17 protein-coding genes are annotated in these 18,522 nt (G+C 69.2%); 3 read left to right on the top strand and 14 right to left on the bottom strand.

Going from position 1 to position 18,522, the window contains the following annotated elements:
* Positions 1-193: 193 nt before the first annotated feature.
* The 5 genes from glmM to GNX95_RS17990 all read right to left on the bottom strand — a co-directional run bounded on the left by glmM (position 194) and on the right by GNX95_RS17990 (position 4,283).
* Positions 194-1,540, bottom strand: a complete 1,347-nt coding sequence (gene glmM / locus GNX95_RS18010; protein WP_163508565.1) for a phosphoglucosamine mutase — start codon at positions 1,538-1,540, stop codon at positions 194-196.
* Positions 1,541-1,689: 149 nt separating this feature from the next.
* Positions 1,690-2,157 carry a 30S ribosomal protein S9 gene (gene rpsI, locus GNX95_RS18005; protein WP_187369690.1) on the bottom strand — a complete coding sequence of 156 codons (468 nt, stop codon included), beginning with the start codon at positions 2,155-2,157 and terminating at the stop codon, positions 1,690-1,692.
* Positions 2,129-2,572, bottom strand: coding sequence for a 50S ribosomal protein L13 (gene rplM, locus GNX95_RS18000; RefSeq protein WP_163508563.1), 444 nt, complete (start codon positions 2,570-2,572; stop codon positions 2,129-2,131). The genes rpsI and rplM overlap by 29 nt, the downstream gene beginning before the upstream one ends.
* Positions 2,573-2,783: 211 nt before the next feature.
* Complete coding sequence (gene coaA, locus GNX95_RS17995; RefSeq protein ID WP_163508562.1) at positions 2,784-3,755, bottom strand: type I pantothenate kinase; 972 nt, start codon at positions 3,753-3,755, stop codon at positions 2,784-2,786.
* 69 nt (positions 3,756-3,824) lie between these two features.
* Complete coding sequence (locus tag GNX95_RS17990; protein WP_163508561.1) at positions 3,825-4,283, bottom strand: MarR family winged helix-turn-helix transcriptional regulator; 459 nt, start codon at positions 4,281-4,283, stop codon at positions 3,825-3,827.
* Between the two features lie 70 nt (positions 4,284-4,353).
* Here GNX95_RS17990 and GNX95_RS17985 point away from each other — a divergent pair, with 70 nt between their 5' ends.
* Positions 4,354-5,796 carry a DHA2 family efflux MFS transporter permease subunit gene (locus GNX95_RS17985; RefSeq protein WP_163508560.1) on the top strand — a complete coding sequence of 481 codons (1,443 nt, stop codon included), beginning with the start codon at positions 4,354-4,356 and terminating at the stop codon, positions 5,794-5,796.
* On the opposite strand, the gene GNX95_RS17980 is transcribed toward GNX95_RS17985, so the two are convergent.
* The gene (locus GNX95_RS17980) at positions 5,723-7,819 is read right to left on the bottom strand and encodes an alpha-amylase family glycosyl hydrolase (protein ID WP_163508559.1); all 2,097 of its coding nucleotides are present in this window, start codon (positions 7,817-7,819) and stop codon (positions 5,723-5,725) included. The genes GNX95_RS17985 and GNX95_RS17980 overlap by 74 nt on opposite strands.
* A gap of 131 nt (positions 7,820-7,950) precedes the next feature.
* On the opposite strand from GNX95_RS17980, the gene GNX95_RS17975 reads away from it, so the two are divergent.
* The gene (locus tag GNX95_RS17975) at positions 7,951-8,979 is read left to right on the top strand and encodes a hypothetical protein (protein ID WP_163508558.1); all 1,029 of its coding nucleotides are present in this window, start codon (positions 7,951-7,953) and stop codon (positions 8,977-8,979) included.
* 351 nt (positions 8,980-9,330) lie between these two features.
* Here the strand turns inward: GNX95_RS17975 and GNX95_RS17970 are convergent, their stop codons facing one another.
* Both GNX95_RS17970 and GNX95_RS17965 read right to left on the bottom strand, forming a co-directional pair.
* Positions 9,331-10,731 carry an IS1380 family transposase gene (locus GNX95_RS17970; protein ID WP_281356868.1) on the bottom strand — a complete coding sequence of 467 codons (1,401 nt, stop codon included), beginning with the start codon at positions 10,729-10,731 and terminating at the stop codon, positions 9,331-9,333.
* A 121-nt stretch (positions 10,732-10,852) separates the two neighbouring features.
* Positions 10,853-12,508, bottom strand: coding sequence for an ABC-F family ATP-binding cassette domain-containing protein (locus tag GNX95_RS17965; protein ID WP_163508557.1), 1,656 nt, complete (start codon positions 12,506-12,508; stop codon positions 10,853-10,855).
* A 173-nt stretch (positions 12,509-12,681) separates the two neighbouring features.
* Here GNX95_RS17965 and GNX95_RS17960 point away from each other — a divergent pair, with 173 nt between their 5' ends.
* Positions 12,682-13,836, top strand: a complete 1,155-nt coding sequence (locus GNX95_RS17960; protein WP_163508556.1) for a hypothetical protein — start codon at positions 12,682-12,684, stop codon at positions 13,834-13,836.
* 65 nt (positions 13,837-13,901) lie between these two features.
* Here the strand turns inward: GNX95_RS17960 and GNX95_RS17955 are convergent, their stop codons facing one another.
* The 6 genes from GNX95_RS17955 to rpsM form a co-directional block, all read right to left on the bottom strand.
* Positions 13,902-14,798 (bottom strand): hypothetical protein, encoded by an 897-nt coding sequence (locus GNX95_RS17955; RefSeq protein WP_163508555.1) that lies wholly within the window; start codon positions 14,796-14,798, stop codon positions 13,902-13,904.
* Between the two features lie 71 nt (positions 14,799-14,869).
* On the bottom strand, positions 14,870-15,649 hold the full coding sequence (gene truA, locus GNX95_RS17950; protein ID WP_246281744.1) for a tRNA pseudouridine(38-40) synthase TruA: 780 nt from the start codon (positions 15,647-15,649) through the stop codon (positions 14,870-14,872).
* 62 nt (positions 15,650-15,711) lie between these two features.
* Positions 15,712-16,464 (bottom strand): 50S ribosomal protein L17, sunset domain variant, encoded by a 753-nt coding sequence (gene rplQ / locus GNX95_RS44320; RefSeq protein WP_163508554.1) that lies wholly within the window; start codon positions 16,462-16,464, stop codon positions 15,712-15,714.
* Between the two features lie 50 nt (positions 16,465-16,514).
* Positions 16,515-17,540 (bottom strand): DNA-directed RNA polymerase subunit alpha, encoded by a 1,026-nt coding sequence (locus GNX95_RS17940; RefSeq protein WP_163508553.1) that lies wholly within the window; start codon positions 17,538-17,540, stop codon positions 16,515-16,517.
* A gap of 97 nt (positions 17,541-17,637) precedes the next feature.
* Positions 17,638-18,039 carry a 30S ribosomal protein S11 gene (rpsK, locus tag GNX95_RS17935; RefSeq protein WP_163508552.1) on the bottom strand — a complete coding sequence of 134 codons (402 nt, stop codon included), beginning with the start codon at positions 18,037-18,039 and terminating at the stop codon, positions 17,638-17,640.
* A 38-nt stretch (positions 18,040-18,077) separates the two neighbouring features.
* Complete coding sequence (gene rpsM / locus GNX95_RS17930) at positions 18,078-18,458, bottom strand: 30S ribosomal protein S13 (RefSeq protein ID WP_163508551.1); 381 nt, start codon at positions 18,456-18,458, stop codon at positions 18,078-18,080.
* Positions 18,459-18,522: the final 64 nt, after the last annotated feature.

The raw sequence follows: 18,522 nt of genomic DNA, 5'->3' as shown, positions 1-18,522 counted from the left end.
CCTTGGAATAGATCATCTAGGGTCTGTTTCGAAGTCCCACGTGGATGAGAGTCGAGATCCAAACGTCGCCTGCCGGTGCCGGACGGAAGCCCAAACAGCAGCGCTATGGTGGCTTTTCGGCCGGTGCCGGCAGGCGGCCCGAGAAAGATGTGACAGCGGCTCGGCTATCGCCGCGTGGGACTCGAAACAGACCCTAGCTCGCGGTCTTGACCACGTCGGCGATCCGGTCAGCCAGCGTCTTGGCCTGGCCGGCGGTCGCCGCCTCGACCATCACCCGGATCAGCCGCTCGGTGCCGGACGGCCGCAGCAGCACGCGGCCGCGGCCCCCGAGCTCGTCCTCGGCGGCGTGTACGGCGGCCGCCACGTCCGGCGACGCGGCCGCGGCGGCCTTGTCCTTCACCGCCACGTTGACCAGCTCCTGCGGCAGCCGGGTCATCACCGCGGCGAGCTCGGCCAGCGACTGCTTGGTGGCGGCCATCCTGGCCAGCAGCATCACCGCGGTCAGCAGACCGTCGCCGGTCGGCGCGTACGCCGGCAGCACGACGTGACCGCTCTGCTCACCGCCGAGCGAGAGGCCCTTGTCGCGCAGCGCCTCCAGCACGTACCGGTCGCCGACGGCCGTGGTCAGCACGTCGATGTCGTGCTCGCGCATCGCCAGGTGCAGGCCGAGGTTGCTCATCACGGTGGCGACCAGCGTGTCGCCGGCGAGCATGCCGGCCTCCTTCATCGCGACCGCCAGGATCGCCATGATCGCGTCGCCGTCCACCGGGCTGCCGTCGGCGGCGACCGCCAGGCAGCGGTCGGCGTCGCCGTCGTGCGCGATGCCCACGTCGGCGCCGTGCTCGACGACCGCCTTACGCAGCGGCGCGAGGTGAGTGGCACCGACACCGTCGTTGATGTTCAGGCCGTCCGGCTCGTTGCCGATCGCGATCACCTCGGCGCCGGCCTGTTCGTACAGCCGCGGCGCGATGCCGGCCGAGGCGCCGTGCGCGCAGTCGACGACGACCTTCAGGCCGTCCAGCCGGTTCGGTACGGCGGCGGCCAGGTAGGCCAGGTAGCGGTCGCGCCCGTCCGGCAGGTCGCGGATCCGGCCGATGCCGGAGCCGACCGGCCGGGTCCACTCGCGCGAGGCGTTCTCCTCCAGCGCGGTCTGGATCTCGTCCTCGATCTCGTCGGCCAGCTTGGCGCCGCCGCGTGCGAAGACCTTGATGCCGTTGTCCGGCATCGGGTTGTGGCTGGCGGACACGACGATGCCGAAGTCGGCGTCGGTGTCGGCCACCAGGTGCGCGATGGCCGGCGTCGGCAACACTCCGACGCGGAGCACGTCGGTGCCGGCCGCGCTGATGCCGGCGCAGACCGCCGCCTCCAGCATCTCGCCGGAGGCTCGCGGGTCGCGGCCGACCACCGCGACCGGACGCGGACCGGCCGCCGCCGTTGCCAGTACGTGGGCGGTGGCGACCGACACCGCGGTCGCCAGCTCTGGAGTCAGATCACCGTTCGCCAGCCCACGCAGGCCGTCGGTGCCGAAAAGTCGCGCCATAAGTTCCCCACCTCGCACCAGCATCGTTGCAGGTCGTCAGGGGAGAGTGATCCACGGCCGGCAAGGTCGGCCGAAACCGCCGATGCCGGTCCGACCGTACGGTGCGGACCGGCAGAGGCTTCGGGCCCGTCCGGGCCCGGATCACTTTCCTACCGCTTGGAGTACTGCGGCGCCTTGCGGGCCTTCTTCAGGCCGTACTTCTTCCGCTCCTTCACCCGCGCGTCACGGGTGAGGAAGCCGGCCCGCTTGAGCGCCGGACGGTCGTCGGCGTCCAGCTCGACGAGCGCGCGAGCGATCGCCAGCCGGAGCGCGCCGGCCTGGCCGGAGACGCCGCCACCGGCCAGCCGGGCGATGACGTCGTACTGCTCGGTGCGCTCGAGCGTCACGAACGGCTCGCTGACCAGCTGCTGGTGGACCTTGTTCGGGAAGTACGCCTCAAGGGTCTTGCCGTTGAGCGAGAACGTGCCGGTGCCCGGAACGAGCCGGACCCGGACGATGGCCTCCTTGCGGCGACCGACGGTCTGCACCGGGGCTCCGGCGACTGTGGGGGTGGTCACGCTGTGACTTCTCCTTGACTCCTGGACAGGTCTACTGCGCGACCTGGGTGATCTGGAAATCGACCGGCTGCTGGGCCTGGTGCGGGTGCTCCGGGCCGGCGTAGACCTTGAGCTTGCGCAGCTGCTGGCGGCCGAGGGTGTTCTTCGGCAGCATGCCGCGGACGGCCAGCTCGACCGCCTTCTCCGGACGCTGCTCCAGCAGCTCCGCGTACGGCGTGCGCTTGAGGCCACCGGGATAGCCGGAGTGCCGGTAGGCCACCTTCTGCTCGCGCTTGGCACCGGTCAGCGCGATCTTGTCGGCGTTCACCACGATCACGAAATCGCCGGTGTCCGCGTGCGGCGCGAAGACCGCCTTGTGCTTGCCCCGCAGCAACTGGGCAACCTGGGTGGCGAGCCGTCCCAGCACCACGTCGGTGGCGTCGATGACCAGCCACTGACGCTTCACGTCACCCGGCTTCGGGCTGTACGTACGCACAGGCCTACCTTGCTCTCGTCTCTGGACTCCGAAATCCGCCGGCGGGCTGCCAAGCGGCTGTGTGGCTTGCCGCCGCACGCCCACCGCCGGCTGCTGCCAGCGGGGCACGCCAAGGCCAGCACACCACGCAACGACCGTCAACGATACCTGGCCGCTCTCCGGGGGGTCAAAACAGGTCCCGGAGAGTGTCCGGGCGCACCCGGACGCTCTCCTACAGCCGGCGGAGGCGGATGCGGCGGACGGTGTGGTCGGCGCCTTTGGTGAGTACGAGCCGCGCGCGCGAACGCGACGGCGCGATGTTCTGCCGCAGGTTGGGGCCGTTGATCTGGTCCCACAGCGACTCCGCGGTGGCGACCGCCTGGTCGCGGGACAGCTCGGCATAGCGGCGAAAGTACGAGCTGGGGTCGCGGAAGGCGGTCTCGCGCAGCTTGAGGAACCGGTTCACGTACCACGACTTCACGTCGTGCTCGGCCGCGTCCACGTACACGGAGAAGTCGAAGAAGTCGCTCAGGAAGACCTTCGGCGGCCGGCCGGTGATGTCGCTGCCGTGCTGCAGGACGTTGAGGCCCTCCAGGATGAGGATGTCCGGCTGGCGCACTTTCTGCACCTGTCCCGGCACGATGTCGTAGGTGAGGTGCGAGTAGACCGGCGCGTTGACCTCGGACCGACCGGCCTTCACCTCGGCCAGGAAGCGCACCAGCGCGCGCCGGTCGTACGCCTCCGGGAAACCCTTGCGGTGCAGCAGGTTGCGCGCGATGAGCGTGGCGTTGGGATGCAGGAAGCCGTCGGTGGTGACCAACTCCACGCGCGGATGGTCCGGCCAGCGGGACAGCAACGCCTGCAGGAGCCTGGCCGTGGTCGACTTGCCGACCGCGACCGAGCCGGCGACCGCGATCACGAACGGCACCTTCGGCTCCGCCGAGTTGAGGAAGCGCCGTTGCGCGTCCCAGAGCCGCTGCGTGTTGGCCACGTACATGCTCAGCAGCCGGGACAGCGGCAGGTAGACCGTCGCGACCTCGTCCAGGTCGAGGTGGTCGCCCAGACCGCGCAGCCGCTCGATCTCGGTGAGGGTCAGCGGCAGCGGCTCGGACTCGGCCAGCGCGCGCCACTCGGCCCGGTCGTGCTCGACGTAAAGCGAGGTGAACTCCCGGGTAACCGCGGCGGGCGGCACGGAAAGAGCCATGACAACCATTGACTCACGCCACCGGCCCCACCACACCTCACCGGCGGGTGGACATGGTCACACGGCTGGCTAAATATCCACCTTTGCCGGTTTCTCCGCGCCAAGCGCGCGCAACGCCAACCGGTGCAACGAGGCCCGCTCCTGGGCGTCGAGGCGCCCCAGGATCTCCGCGGTCGCCCGCTCCACGACGCGCTCGCCGCGCTCCAGCGCCCGGGCGCCGCCCGGCGCGAGGGACAGCAACCGCCGGCGGCGATCCGCGGGATCGGCGTCGCGTCGCACCTCGCCAGCTCGCTCCAGCTCGTCGAGGAGCTTGACCAGGTCGCTGGGATCCATCGCGATCAGGTCGGACAGCTCCCGCTGCGCCATCGGGCCATGGCCGGCGAGGCATTCCAGCACGATGTAGCCCCGCCAGGACAGCTTTTCCCGGTCGAAGGCCTCCTTGATGCCGTCCCGCACCACCCGGCCGAGCCGGGAGATCGCGAACAGCGGCTTGTTCAGCAGGACGCCCGGACGCTCGCTTCTTGCCACGGCACCAGCGTACTCCCATAATGGGGCTATCCCACGATGGGAATCCCCCATTATTTTGAAGGAGCCGGCCATGACCACCGTGACCAGAGTGCCGGCGGCGGTGTGGCGGGTGGCGGCGGTGATCATCCTCGGCTCGTTCATGTCCAACCTCGGGTCGTCGCTGGTCAACGTCGGGTTGACGACCATCAGCCGGGACCTGGCGGCGCCGCTCGCGACGACACAGTGGCTGGCGAGCGGTTATCTGGTCGCGTTCGCCGCCGCGCTGCCGCTCACCGCCTGGCTCGGCCGGCGGATGGGCGCGGGCCGCCTGTGGTTGTACGCGCTCGCCGCGTTCACCGTGTCGTCGGTTTTGTGTGCTTTAGCGCCAACGATCGCCGTGCTCATCGCCCTGCGGCTGCTGCAGGGCCTGGCCGGCGCGATGCTCGTACCCACCGGCCACACGATCATCGGACAGCTCGCCGGCGCCGACCGGATGGGCCGCGTGCTCAACTCGACCAAGGTCGTGTCCGTGCTCGCGCCGGTCATCGGGCCGGCGGTCGGCGGCCTGCTGGTCAGCGGCGTGACCTGGCGGTCGCTGTTCCTGGTCAACGCGCCGGTCGGGCTGGTCGCCCTGCTGTTCGGCCTGCGCCTGGTGCCGCGTGGCGCCCCGGCCGCCGGCCGGCCGCTCGACGTGACCGGCCTCGCGCTGGCGGCGATCGGCGTACCGCTGGTCGTCTACGGCATCACGGCGACCGGCCAGCACCGCGGTGACGTGACCTTCACCCTGGCGTTGGGAGCCGTCGGTGTCGTGGCGCTGGCCCTGTTCGTGTGGCGGAGCCTGCGGGTCCCCGTACCCGTGCTCAACCTGCGCCTTTTCGGCAATCCGGCCTACACCGCGGCGATCGCGTCGGTCTTCTTCACCGGCGCCGCGCTGCTGGGCACCATGGTCCTGCTGCCGCTCTACTACCAGCTGATCCGACACGAGAGCGTCGTCCAGACCGGCCTGCTCATGCTTGCCGTCGGCAGCGGCGCGGCCCTGTCCATGCCGTTCGGTGGAGCGCTCACCGACCGGATCGGCGGCGGGATCGTCAGCGTCGCGGGCCTCGCGGTCAGCCTCGTCACCGTGCTCCCGCTCGCGTTCGCTCCGGCCGGCGTGAGCCTGGTCCTGGTGGAGGCGCTGCAGGTCGGCACCGGCTTCGGGCTGGGCCTGTCCGCGATGCCGGCACTGTCCGCGGCGTACAAGACGGTGCCGGTCGACCAGCTGCCCGAGGCAACGTCGGAAGCCAACATCCTGCAGCGGGTGGGCGGCTCGGTCGGCACGGCCGCCCTTGTCGTGGCGCTGGAACGGGGCGGCAGCCCCACGGTCGACACCTTCCGCGACGCCAGCCGGCTGCTCGTCGCAGCCGTCGTGCTCGCGTTGGCGTTCGCGATCTGGCTGACCGTGGAGGAACGGCGGCGCGCTAAGAGATCGGGAACGAACGCGAGTCGGCCGCGACCCGGCCGGCTGAGTCCTTCACGACCGCCACGACGGTGAGCCGTTGTCCGTGCCGCCAGCGGGTCGGGTCGAGATAGACGCGGTACGGCGCGTTGTCGTCGGTCCCGGCGACCGCGAGCGGTTTCCCTTCTGGCGCAACGAGAAAAGTCACCTCGTTGAAGCCGTCGCCGGGCACCGCGGCCGACAGCGTCAGCCGGCCGGAGCTCGCGTCCACAGTCGGCGCGTCGACGCGTACGGCCGGGGCCGCGGCAGGCCGGTCGATCGCGCGCGATGCCTTGTAGACAACGGCAGACAGCGCCGGGACGCGTACGACCAAACCGCGATCGGCGCCACTGGTCGACGACCCGGCACCCGGATAAATCCGATCGAACCGCATGCCGACCGAATACGTCGGCACAGCGACCGTCCGGTCCGTCTTTCCGTTGTTCAGCACCACAACGTACTCGATCTGACGCTTCGGATCGATCCGGCTGAACGCCAACACCGACCCGTCCGCGAGCCGCGGAATCTGCGCACCGACACGCAAAGCCGCATTCCGCGCGGTCGTGTCCGCGAGCCTGCGGATCGTCGTGTAAAGCGGATGGTCCGGCCGGTAGGAGTCGGTCGTCGTCGTGCGGTCGGTGCCGATCAGGTCGTCGGCGGCGTAGATGGCCGTACGGGTGGCGAACATGTCCTGCCGCGCCAGCTGATCGCCACCAGTGCCGGCAAAACCCTGCTCGTCGCCGTAGTAGACGACCGGGTTTCCGCGCGAGAAATACAGAAGCGCGTGCGCCAGCTGGTCGCGCGCCAGGATTTCCGCGTCGTTGGCCGCCGGCACGTCCGTACGCAGCATCCAGCCGATCCGGCCCATGTCGTGATTGCCGAGGAAGGTCGGCAGCGAGTACGCGTTGGAGTCGGCGTCGATGTATTTGTCGTCGCTGCCGAAAAGTGCCGCCATCTGCGCGGCCGGAGCGCCGGCGGCGAAGCCGCGTGCCGAGGCCTGGAACGGAAAGTCCAACACCGCCTGCAGTTTCGCGGTCGTCGTGTAGTACGACGTCAGATCGGGATTGGCGTCGAAAACCTCGCCGAAGACGAAGAAATGCGGCCGTCCGCGCTTGGCCGCGTACGCCTTCACCGCCGGCGCGAGCACCTGCCAGAACTCGGTGTTGACGTGTTTGACCGTGTCGACCCGATAGCCGTCGATCTTCAGCCTGTCGATCCACAGCTCGAAAATCCGGATCATCCCGGCGCGTACCACCGGATTCTCGGTGAACAGGTCGTCCAGTCCGGCGAAGTCGCCATACTGGCTGCTCTCGCCCTGGAAGGTCGAGTCGCCGCGGTTGTGGTAGAGCGTCACGTCGTTGAGCCAGGCCGGCACCTTGACGGTCGCGTCCGACGGCTGCCGGAAGACCGGCGTGTACGGAAACGAGCTCGCGGTCAGCTTCGGAAACGGCTTGTTGACGTAGTCGCGGTCGTCGAACGGCCGGCCATTGGCGTCCTTGTACGGAAAGCTCGCCTTGTCGCGATACGAATACTGGTGCTGCGCGTAGTCGATGACGTCGGCGGTGTGGTTTGCGACGATGTCGAAGAAAACCTTCATGCCGCGAGCGTGTGCCGCCGCGATGAACGCCGTCATGTCGGCCGTGGTCCCGAAATGCGGGTCGAGCTGGGTGAAGTCGGTGGTCCAGTAGCCGTGATAGCCGGCCGACTGACCGGCCCCTTCCCCCTGCACCCACCTGTTCCGGAACATCGGCGTCATCCAGATCGCCGTGGTGCCAAGGTCTTTGACGTAGTCGATCCGCCTGGTCAGGCCGGCCAGGTCACCGCCGTGATACCAGCCCTTGTCGGTCGGGTCGAAGCCGTTGACCGTGCGGTCGCCTGCCACGCCGGCCGTGTCGTTTCCGGTGTCGCCGTTGGCAAACCGGTCCGGCATCACGAAGTAGAACTTCTCGCCGGCCAGGTCGGTGCGCAGGCTGTCGCCGGCAAACCGCCACAGTGCCGCCGCGGCGGCCGGCGCCGGCACGAGCAGGCCGGCGATGAGCACGGCGGCCACCACCGCGGCCAGGTTTCGTCGAGATGCCACTTGGTCGCCTCCGCGGTCCGGTCGTCGCGAGGCGAGTCTGGCTGGCCTTCCGGCCAGTTGTCCAGTGATCGAGATGCCGCTATCGTCCCGGCGACTCGTCCGTTTTACCGCTACGAAAGCGTGGTCTGGTCATGTCCACACGGCAGGCTCTGCTGATCGGTACGCTCCCCGGCGAGTCGGCCGAGGAGGCCGTCGGCACCGCCGTCGAACTGCTCGGACCACATCTGGCCACGGTGCCCGACGGCGAGACCGGCAGCCGGCGGATCTGGATCGTCGGGCTGATCAACTCCTTCCGCGACCACCCCGACCTGGAGGTGGCCAAGGACGGCGACATGCACGACTACCAGAGCCAGCTGCATTTCCGCGTACGCAAAGGACATCGGCTCACCGGCGACAGCTTCGACCTCGGCTATCTGGCGGCGTACCGGGAAAACCGCCCGGTGGTCGACCGGCTCACCGCGGCCGCCGGCATCCGGCCGGCCTACCAGGTCGGCATCCCCGGCGACCTCAACCTGGCGATGTTCGCCACCGGACCGACCCGGATGCTGCGCACGCGGCCGGCCTTCACCGCGGCGACTTTGCGGGACATCCGGCAGATCCAGGCCGAGTCCGACGGCGATGTCGTGTTCCAGATCGAGGTGCCGGCCGAGACGGTGAGCGTCACGATGGCCGGTCCGCTCGCGCCACTGGCCGCCAGCTGGATGGCGGGCAGCGTGCTGAAACTCGTCAAGGAAGCGCCGGAAGGGGCGCGTTTCGGCATCCACCTCTGTCTTGGCGACCTCGGCCACCGCGCACTCGGCAAGCCGCGTACGGCCGCGCCGTTGGTCAAGCTGGCCAACGCGATCGCGCGGAAATGGCCGGCCGGCCGCACTTTCGAATATCTGCACGCTCCGCTGGCCCAGGGCGAGCTGCCGCCGTCGCTGGACGAGGCCTTCTACCGGCCGCTGTCCGCGCTGCGGCTGCCGGCCCGGACCAGGTTCGTGGCCGGTTTCCTGCACGAAGGCCGGTCCATCGAGGAGCAGCGCCAGATCCTCGGGATTATCGAGCGGGCGACCGGAAAGACCGTCGACGTGGCGGCCGCGTGCGGCCTCGGACGGCGCGATCCGGAGGCCGCGTACGCGACCATGCGGCAGGCACGCGACCTCTGCGCCGAGAGCTAGGAACGCAAGCTACCCCAGCCCTTGGAATAATTCATCTAGGAGCTGTTTCGAAGTCCCACGTGGATGAGAGTCGAGATCCAAACGTCGTCTGGCGGTGCGGCGGGACCACCCGGCGCGGCAGCGCCACGTGGGCGGTTTCGCCGTGCCGTCAGGCGGCCCGAGACAGATGTGACAGCGGCTCGGCTATCGCAGCGTGGGACTTCGAAACAGGCCCTAACCTCGATCTTTCGCGTGGGAGTTGAGTGACTGTTTGGCTGGTTGTGGGGTCTGTGTGTTTGTTTGTGGCAGGGCTGGTTTCCGGCGCTGTGTCGCCGGTTCTCCGGTCCTGGTTGTGGGGTTGGTTCGTCGTTTTTAGCTGGGTTGTAGGGATTTCCAGGCGTTGTCGATGAGGTGGTTGAAGGGCCAGTTGCGGGGTAGTCGTAGGCGTCGTCGTCGGCCGCTGTGGATGATGCGGCCGGCGACGGCCAGGATGCGTAGCCGTAGGCGTTTGGGTTCCCAGCGTCTGGCGGGTTGGTGTGTGTCCCAGGCCAGGGTTTGGGTCCAGGCCAGCAAGTCCGCCGCTAGTGCGGCGATTTCCAGCCAGATCTGGTTGTGGGCGTATCCGTGGAAGGGCAGGTTGCGCATGCCGGTGTCTTTCTGCGCGCGGATACGGTCCTCGCAACGGGCTCGTTGCCGGTGGCGTACTTCCAGTGTGTCCAGTGTCCAGCCGGGGCCGTGGGTGTTGGTGGCGAAGCAGGTGATGCGCCACCCGTCCTGGTCGGTGAGGCGTAGTTGCGCGCCGGGGTGTGGTCGTTCCCGGCGGGCGATCACCCGCATCCCGGCTGGCCATTGTTGAGGACCGGGTCGGGTTGCCGGGGTCGGGTCGGGCATCCATCGCGTGAGCTCGGCGACCTGCGCGCCCTCGCGCGGCTGGCCGTCACCGTCAACAGCCGGTCTCCAGGCCTGCGGCGGGATAGCCTCCATCGCGGCTTTGACCGTTTCATGGGCCGGGAATCCGATCGAATACTCCAACCCCAGATCGGTGATGTGATGCAGGAACGCCTTGGAACACGCGCCGGAATCGGCACGGACCAACACCTGCGCGCGCTCGCCTTCGGGCAGCTGGGCCAGCGCCAGATCCAGAGCCTGGACATGGTCCTGCTTGTTCCACGGTGAAGCGTTGCCAGGACGCAGTTGCAGCACCAGGCTTTCTCCGGTCCCGTACTGGCCATGGTCGACGAACGCGCACATCGGCGCGAATCCGAACCCGCGTTTGTGGGTAGCGCAGGCACGTTCTTTGTCCGAGTGCGCGGTCACCAATGTCGAGTCCAGATCGATGATGACTTGGCCGCCGTCGCGACTACCCGCACGGCCGGCCAACGGCCGGCGCCGCTTCCAGACCGCGCACCGCGCCTGAGCCCGCGCGGACCGGATCGCCGGCAGGACAGCATCAACATCGCCAGCCAACGTGCTGACCAGCCGCGATATCGTCGGATCGCTGGCCACCGGCCCGAACAGTCCAGGTTGCGCCCGGACCACGCTCACATCCGCTAAACAGTCACCGCCGAGCGCAACCGCGGTCGCCAGGTCGCAAACGATCTTCCCCGGACCGTGGCGGACCCGGCGACCACGCCACGGATCAAGGGCTACCGACAACGCTCGCCGCACACCTGACAACCGGATCGTCTGCCGTAACAACAGTCCGCCAGCAGAGGACACCAACGACTCGCGAGCCGGATCCAGAACCAACCCGCCAACCCTGTTAACCTTCACCTACGGAGTGCCTTCCAGTGCAGTGACCCTTGAGACGTCGCAATCCCAAGTTTCCCGCACTGGACAGGCACTTCCGTGCATTTCTAGGCCGTGTCACCGGCCAACAGATGAAAGCCCGAGGCTAACGCGCGCGCTGCACGCGGCCCTCGTCCCAGACCGGCTCGTCCGACTCGTACACGCGGCCGTCCTCGCCGAACACCAGGAAACGGTCGAAAGAACGGGCAAACCAGCGATCGTGCGTCACCGCCAGCACGGTCCCCTCGTACGCCTCCAGACCCTCCTGCAGCGCCTCGGCCGAATGCAGGTCGAGGTTGTCGGTCGGCTCGTCGAGCAGCAACATCGTCGCGCCGGCCAGCTCCAGCAACAGGATCTGGAAGCGGGCCTGCTGGCCGCCGGACAGCGTGCCGAACACCTGGTCGCCTTGCTTGTCGAGCTCATATCGCGACAAGGCGCGCATCGCGTGATGCCGGTCCATGCCGTCGCGGTGGTCGTCGCCGCGCCACAGGATGTCCACCAGCATACGGTCGACCAGCTCCGGATGTTCGTGTGTCTGCGCGAAAAGTCCGGGAAGCACGCGCGCCCCGAGTTTCGCCGTGCCGGTGTGCGGCACCTCGGCGACCTGTTCCATGGCGGCCTCGCGATCCGAGCCGCCGCCGGCCAGCAGACGCAGGAAATGCGACTTTCCGGAGCCGTTGGAGCCGAGCACCGCCACTCGCTCGCCGAAGAAGACCTCGATGTCGAAGGCTTTCATCAGGTTGGCCAGCTCAAGCTCCCTGCACACCAGGGCACGTTTGCCGGTCCGGCCGCCACGCAGCCGCATCCGTACGTTCTGCTCCCTGGGCTTGGCCTCCGGCGGCCCCGCCTCCTCGAACTTCTCCAGCCGGGTCCTGGCCGCCTGCAACCGGGACGCCATGTCGGAGTTGTACGCGGCCTTCTGCCGATACATCACCACCAGCGCCTTCAGCTTGGCGTGTTCCTCGTCCCAGCGGCGCCGCTGCTCGTCCAGCGACTCGTGCCGAGCCGACCGCGCCTGGTGATACGAGTCGAAGCCACCGGGATGCGTCCATGCCGAGCCGCCTTCGACGGTGATCACCCGGGTGGCCGTACGGGACAGCAGTTCCCGGTCGTGGCTCACGTAAAGAACCGTTTTGGCGGAGGAGTTGAGCCGCTCCTCCAGCCACCTTTTTCCCGGTACGTCCAGATAGTTGTCCGGTTCGTCGAGCAGCAGCACCTCGTCGGGGCCGCGCAGCAACGCCTCCAGCGCGAGCCTTTTCTGTTCACCGCCGGACAGTGTGGCCATCCGGCGAAACCTGGCCCGGTCGTACGGCACGCCGAGCGCGGCCACCGTCACCGTGTCCCACAACACTTCCGCGTCGTAGCCGCCGGCGTCTCCCCAGGCCGCCAGCGCGTTGGCATATCCGACCTGCGAAGGCTCGTCGTCGTGCAGCATCATCCGCTCCTCCGCGGCCTCGACCCGCTCGGCCGCGGCACGGATCCGCGGCGGCGCGAGCGCGGCCAGGAGCTCGCCGACGGTCTGCTCGTCCCGGATGGAGCCGATAAACTGCCGCATCACCCCGATTCCGCCGCTGCTGGTCACCGAACCGGCACTCGCGGTGAGGTCGCCGGCGACAATTCGCAGCAATGTCGTCTTTCCGGTGCCATTCGCGCCAACCAGCGCGACTTTCGCGCCGTCGCCGACCCGGAACGACACGCCGCCGAAGAGCACGCGGCCGTCCGGCAGCGTCAGCGCCAGACCGGAAACCTCGATATGTCCCACAGGAACGAAAGTGTGACCGACTTCGGCCGTTTTCACAGCTGAGTTTTCGCCGGGCCGAGCGCGGATCCAACCATTGGGTGAGAGAAACTCGGTCCCGGCACGGTGTTGTGCACAGGGGGGTTACCCTCACTTGCGACGCGAGGCCGCATGCGTCCGGACCGAGGAGCACCAGAATGACATACGACCCGAATGCCGGTGGGCAGGGTCAACCGTACGGTGGCGACCCGTACCAGAAAGACCCGTACGGCTCGCAGCCGTCGCCGCCGACCGCCAACTTCGGACAAGGTCAGCCCGCGGACCCCTCCTACGGGGCCTCCGGCGGCGGCTATGGCGCGCCGCAGCAGGATCCCTACGGTCAGCAGTCCGACCCGTACGGCCAGCCAGCCGACCCCTACGGCCAGCAGACCGGCGACCAGTACGGCCAGCCGACCAACACCTACGGCCAGCCCGACCCGTACGGTCAGCAGTCCGCGCCGCCATATGGCCAGCCGGACCCGTACGCGCAGGGCGGCGGCTACGGTCAGCCCTCCGCGCCGCCTTACGGCCAACCTTCGGGTCCGCCATACGGCCAGCCGTCCGGTGCGCCGTACGGGACGCCACCTCCGCCGCCGAAGCAGAGCCGCACCGGCCTGATCGTCACGCTCGTGGTGATCGGCGTCGTCGTGCTGCTCGCGCTGTGTGGTGGCGGCGGCTACCTGATCTACGCCGCGAACCAGCCCAAGCCCAAGCCCACTCCGTCGCAGAGCACCGGTCCGACGCAGGGCCCGACCGAGTCGCCGTCGCCGTCGCCGTCGGCGGCGCACGACATCTCCTCGCGCGCGACCGACCCGACGCCGGTGACCACCGACGAGCTGTTCGGCCGTACGACGGTGACCTACAACGGCCGCACGTTCACCCGACTGGCCGTGGAGGCGCCGCCGACCTGCACGCGGGCCACCAGCGGCACGGCCACCACGCTGATCGCCAGCAGTAACTGCTCGCAGGTGCTGCGCGCCACGTACGTGGACAACACGCGGCAGTACGTGGCGACCGTCGGCATCGCGAACATGGCCGACGAGGCGAGCGCGAAGTCGGTCGGCGACGCGATCTTCGCCGACCCCAACAAGGGCTTCTGGACACCGCTGCGGGTCCCCGGCACGGTGGCGGCCAACTTCAACAACACCTCCGCCAGCGTGGTCATCTGCTCCAACAAGAACCGCGGCCACTACATCGGCTGGAGCATCGTGGCGCGCGCCGACGGCGGCACCACCAACACCAGCGACCCGCCGGCCAAGGACATGGGTCAGGGCCTGCTGGCCAACATCAACCTGATCCTCAACACCCGCTAGTTTTTTCGGCACGCCCCTTCCCGTGCACTGGATGCACGGAAAGGGGCGTGCCGTTTCTTGCCGGGCTAGCCACCGACGGCGCGCTTCAGGAGCGCGTTGCCGACCACGTCCCGCAGGTCGGCGGTGGCCTGCTTCAACCCAGGGTCGGCCAGGCTCGCCGGCGGTCCGGCCGGCGCGGCCACCGAGAACACCAGGTAGTGGCCCTGCGCCTGCCAGCCGACCAGCGTCGGCGTACGTCCGTCGAAGGTCGCGGCCGGCGTGCCGGCGACCGCGTACGGCAGGAAGGCCCCCTTGTTCGGGTCGCGCAACACGGCGATCACCTGCTGCGCGTCGCCGGTCGTGGGCAGGTTGGCCAGGCCGACCGTCACGACGTACCGGCCGCCGGCGTCCTGCCAGGTGCCGCGTACGACCTGGTTGCAGCCGCGCTGCGCCAGCGCGTTCATCGCCGCTCCGTTGGCCGCGGTCGTACAGTCGGCCAGCGCCTCGCTTCCGAGCAGCCGGTAGCCGCGGCCGGACACCGTCTCGGACGGACGTGGAAACAGCTCGGTGGCGGTGAACGGCCGCGGGTCGCGCAGCCGGCTGGTGATGTCGACCGGCTGCGCCTTCGTCGCGGCCGGTTTCGGCGAGGCGGTCGAAGGCGGCGTTGACACCGGCAGCAGATTTGACTGCGCCAGCACGATCGCGCCGGTGACCCCGCCAGCGAGTACGACCGCCACGCCGCCCGCGACCAACACGCGGGTCAGGCCTGGACGCGGCTGGCGACCGCGCTTCGGCCGCCGCGGAGGAGGCGGCGGCTTCGCGGGTTGCTGCGGAGGCTGAGGAGGCGGCCAGGCCGGCGGTGGCTGCCAGGCCGAGCCGGCCGGCCGCAGCCAGTCCTCGCCGGGCTGGCGCGGACGCGACTGGTCCGGTGGCAGCTGCCACTGCTTCGACCAGTCGACCGGTCCGTCCCCCGGGGAACTCACCAGGACAGCCTAGGGTCTGTTTCGAAGTCCCACGTGGATGAGAGTCGCCGCGTGGGACTTCGAAGCAGACCCTAGGACCGCATGCGGCGCGTACGGACCGCTTGTGCGGCCAGTTCGGTGTCCTCCGGATAGTCGACCGCGACCAACGTGAGCCCACCGGCGGGCGCCACCACGACCTCGCTGGCCCGCTCGCGGCGGCTCAGCAGCTCGGCCGGCCACGACGGCGCACAGCGTCCGTCACCGACGGCCAGCAGGGCACCGGTGAGGCTGCGGACCATCGAGTGGCAGAAGGCGTCGGCCGACACCGAGATCTCGACGACTTCGGCGCGTACGACCTCCAGCCGCTGCAGCTCACGGATCGTCGTGGCGCCTTCGCGCCGGCGGCAGTACGCCGCGAAGTCGTGCAGTCCGAGCAGCCGGTCCGCGGCCGCCGCCATCGCCGGCACGTCCAACGGCCGCGGCCAGCCGATCGTGTCGTGGCGGCGCAGTGGCTCGGGTCCCCACGGCGCGTCGGTGACCCGATAGCGATAGTGCCGGCGCAGCGCCGAGAACCGTGCGTCAAAGTCGGCAGAGACGGCTCGTACGGCCCGCACACGTACATCCGGCGGCAACACCCCGGCGAAGCCGCGCAGCAGCTTCTCCGCGCGCTCCTGGTAGGTCTGCGCCGGCACGTCGACGTGCGCCACCTGACCGATGGCGTGCACGCCGGCGTCCGTACGGCCGGCGACCACCAGCCGGCCGTGTCCGGGCAGCAGCAGCGACAGCGCCTCCAGCACGCAGCCGGCGACCGTACGACGGCCCGGCTGCACGGCCCAGCCGGAAAAGCCGGCGCCGTCGTACGACACGTCCAGACGCAAACGGACGAGCCCGCTCTCCCCATCGGGAAGAGCGGGCTCGTCTCGGGTGATCTGGCTCAGTCCTTCTCCGCCGCGGTGGCTTCGAAGCCGGCCGCCTCGGCCGCCTCGGCGGACGCGAAGTAGACCTCGGCGACCGTACGGTCGTAGTACGGGCTGTCCTCGGTGTGGTATTTCATCGAGTCCTTGTTGCCCTTGACCGGGAAGCCCTCCGGCGCGGAGCCGTCCTCGAGCGGCTCGGCCGAGCCCTCGCCGTACGGACCGGCCGCGGTCGGGTCCTCGACCACCTCGGCGTCGGACGCGGCCGGCTTCTCCGCGACCTCGGCCTCGGCCGTCTCGGTCGTCTCCTCGGCCTCCGTGTCGCCGGCCAGCGCCTCGACGGCGTCGGACTTGCGCCGCGCGAACCGGGTGCCGCGGGCGCGCTCGGCCTCGCCGACCGCCTCCTGCGCCACGGTCAGGCCCTCGACCAGCTCGATGATCGCCATCGGCGCGTTGTCACCCTTGCGGTTGCCGACCTTGACGATCCGGGTGTAGCCGCCGGGCCGCTGCGCGAACCGCGGCCCGATCTCGGCGAACAGCGTGTGCACCACGTCGCGGTCGCGCACCACCGTCAGCACCTGGCGCCGAGCGTGCAGGTCGCCGCGCTTGGCGAAGGTGATCAGCCGTTCCGCCAGCGGACGCAACCGCTTGGCCTTGGCCACGGTGGTGGTGATCCGGCCGTGCTCGAACAGCGAGGTGGCCAGGTTGGCCAGCATCAGCCGCTCGTGCGCCGGGCCACCGCCGAGGCGGGGTCCCTTGGTGGGGGTGGGCATGTCGTGCTCCTCGTGAGATCCCCGGGTTTGTGACCCGGGCAGCTACAGCCTTACAGCTGCTCGGTTTCGGCGTAATCGACGCCGTCGTCGTACCCGGCATCCGAGAACGTGTCGACGACGTTGGCCGGGTCGAACCCGGGAGGGGAGTCCTTCAGCGCCAGGCCCAGGCCGGACAGCTTGACCTTGACCTCGTCGATCGACTTGGCGCCGAAGTTGCGGATGTCCAGCAGGTCGGCCTCGCTGCGCGTGACCAGCTCGCCGACGGTGTGGATGCCTTCGCGCTTGAGGCAGTTGTACGAGCGGACCGTCAGGTCCAGCTCCTCGATCGGCAGCGCCAGGTCGGCGGCCAGCGCCGCGTCCGTCGGCGACGGGCCGATGTCGATGCCTTCCGCGGTCTCGTCCAGCTCGCGGGCCAGGCCGAACAGCTCGACCAGGGTGGAGCCGGCGGAGGCCAGCGCGGTCCGCGGCGTGATCGACTTCTTGGTCTCCACGTCCACGATCAGCTTGTCGAAGTCGGTCCGCTGCTCGACACGGGTCGCCTCGACCTTGTACGTGACCTTCAGCACCGGCGAGTAGATCGAGTCGATCGGGATCCGGCCGATCTCCTGGCCCGGCTGCTTGTTCTGCACGGCCGAGACGTAGCCGCGGCCCCGCTCGACGGTCAGCTCGATCTCCAGCCGGCCCTTCGCGTTGATGCTCGCGATGTGCAGCTCGGGGTTGTGAACGGTGACACCGGCCGGCGGCGCGATGTCGGCGGCGGTGACGTCACCGGGGCCCTGCTTGCGCAGGTACATGGTGACCGGCTCGTCCACCTCGGAGCTCACCACGAGCCCCTTGAGGTTGAGGATCAGCTCGGTCACGTCCTCCTTGACGCCCGGCACGGTGGTGAACTCGTGCAGCACGCCGTCGATCTTGATGCTGGTGACCGACGCACCCGGGATGGACGACAGCAGCGTACGCCGCAGCGAGTTGCCCAGGGTGTAGCCGAAGCCCGGCTCCAGCGGCTCGATGATGAACCGGGAGCGGAACTCGTCGACCGACTCCTCGGTCAGGGTGGGGCGCTGAGTGATCAGCACGGTGTTTCCTCCTACAGTCCAAGGCGACCGCTATATGACGCCTTGACGTGCTCCGGATCGGCCATCGGTCCGGCCGACCCGGTTTGTGCGCGTACGGTCAGACCCGGCGACGCTTGGGCGGCCGGCAGCCGTTGTGCGGCATCGGCGTCACGTCCTGGATCGTGCCCACCTCCAGGCCGGTGGCCTGCAGCGAGCGGATCGCGGTCTCCCGTCCGGAGCCGGGACCCTTCACGAACACGTCGACCTTGCGCATGCCGTGCTCCTGCGCCTTGCGGGCGGCCGACTCGGCGGCCAGCTGCGCGGCGAACGGCGTCGACTTGCGCGAGCCCTTGAAACCGACGTGGCCGGCCGAGGCCCAGCTGATGACCGCGCCGGTCGGGTCGGTGATGGAGACGATCGTGTTGTTGAACGTGCTGCGGATGTGCGCGTGGCCGTGCGCGACGTTCTTCTTTTCCTTACGCCGGACCTTCTTGGCGCCGGTGCGGGACTTCGGGGGCATCTGTCTAGAACTCCAAGGTCAGATCGGTCTGCGGGGACTTACTTCTTGCCGGCCTTCTTCTTGCCGGCCACGGTCTTCTTCGGTCCCTTGCGGGTGCGCGCGTTGGTGTGCGTGCGCTGACCCCGGACCGGCAGCCCGCGGCGGTGCCGGATGCCCTGGTAGCAACCGATCTCGATCTTGCGCCGGATGTCGGCGTTGACCTCGCGCTTGAGGTCACCCTCGACCTTGTAGTTGGCCTCGATGTGATCGCGCAGCCGGACCAGCTCCTCGTCGGAGAGGTCACGTACGCGCGTGTCCGCGTTGATGCCGGTGGCCTTGATGGTCTCCAGCGAGCGGGTGCGACCCACGCCGTAGATGTAGGTCAGTGCGATCTCGACCCGCTTCTCGCGGGGGAGGTCGACGCCGACGATACGTGCCATGTCTGGACGTACTCCTTCAGTGCGCGGAGGTGTGGCACGTCGCGCTCCCCGGGGATGTCCGCGG

The sequence above is a fragment of the Fodinicola acaciae genome (assembly GCF_010993745.1).
GTDB lineage: Bacteria > Actinomycetota > Actinomycetes > Mycobacteriales > HKI-0501 > Fodinicola > Fodinicola acaciae.
The sequence above is the reverse complement of the archived record's forward strand: the minus strand, read 5'-3'. Positions and strand labels throughout refer to the sequence as shown.

Bases quoted from the DNA above. Each gene is read 5' to 3' on its own strand.
- glmM (WP_163508565.1), bottom strand. From the start codon at position 1,540: ATGGCGCGACTTTTCGGCACCGACGGCCTGCGTGGGCTGGCGAACGGT.
- coaA (WP_163508562.1), bottom strand. From the start codon at position 3,755: ATGGCTCTTTCCGTGCCGCCCGCCGCGGTTACCCGGGAGTTCACCTCG.
- GNX95_RS17985 (WP_163508560.1), top strand. From the start codon at position 4,354: ATGACCACCGTGACCAGAGTGCCGGCGGCGGTGTGGCGGGTGGCGGCG.
- GNX95_RS17975 (WP_163508558.1), top strand. From the start codon at position 7,951: ATGTCCACACGGCAGGCTCTGCTGATCGGTACGCTCCCCGGCGAGTCG.
- GNX95_RS17960 (WP_163508556.1), top strand. From the start codon at position 12,682: ATGACATACGACCCGAATGCCGGTGGGCAGGGTCAACCGTACGGTGGC.
- rplQ (WP_163508554.1), bottom strand. From the start codon at position 16,464: ATGCCCACCCCCACCAAGGGACCCCGCCTCGGCGGTGGCCCGGCGCAC.
- rpsK (WP_163508552.1), bottom strand. From the start codon at position 18,039: ATGCCCCCGAAGTCCCGCACCGGCGCCAAGAAGGTCCGGCGTAAGGAA.
- rpsM (WP_163508551.1), bottom strand. From the start codon at position 18,458: ATGGCACGTATCGTCGGCGTCGACCTCCCCCGCGAGAAGCGGGTCGAG.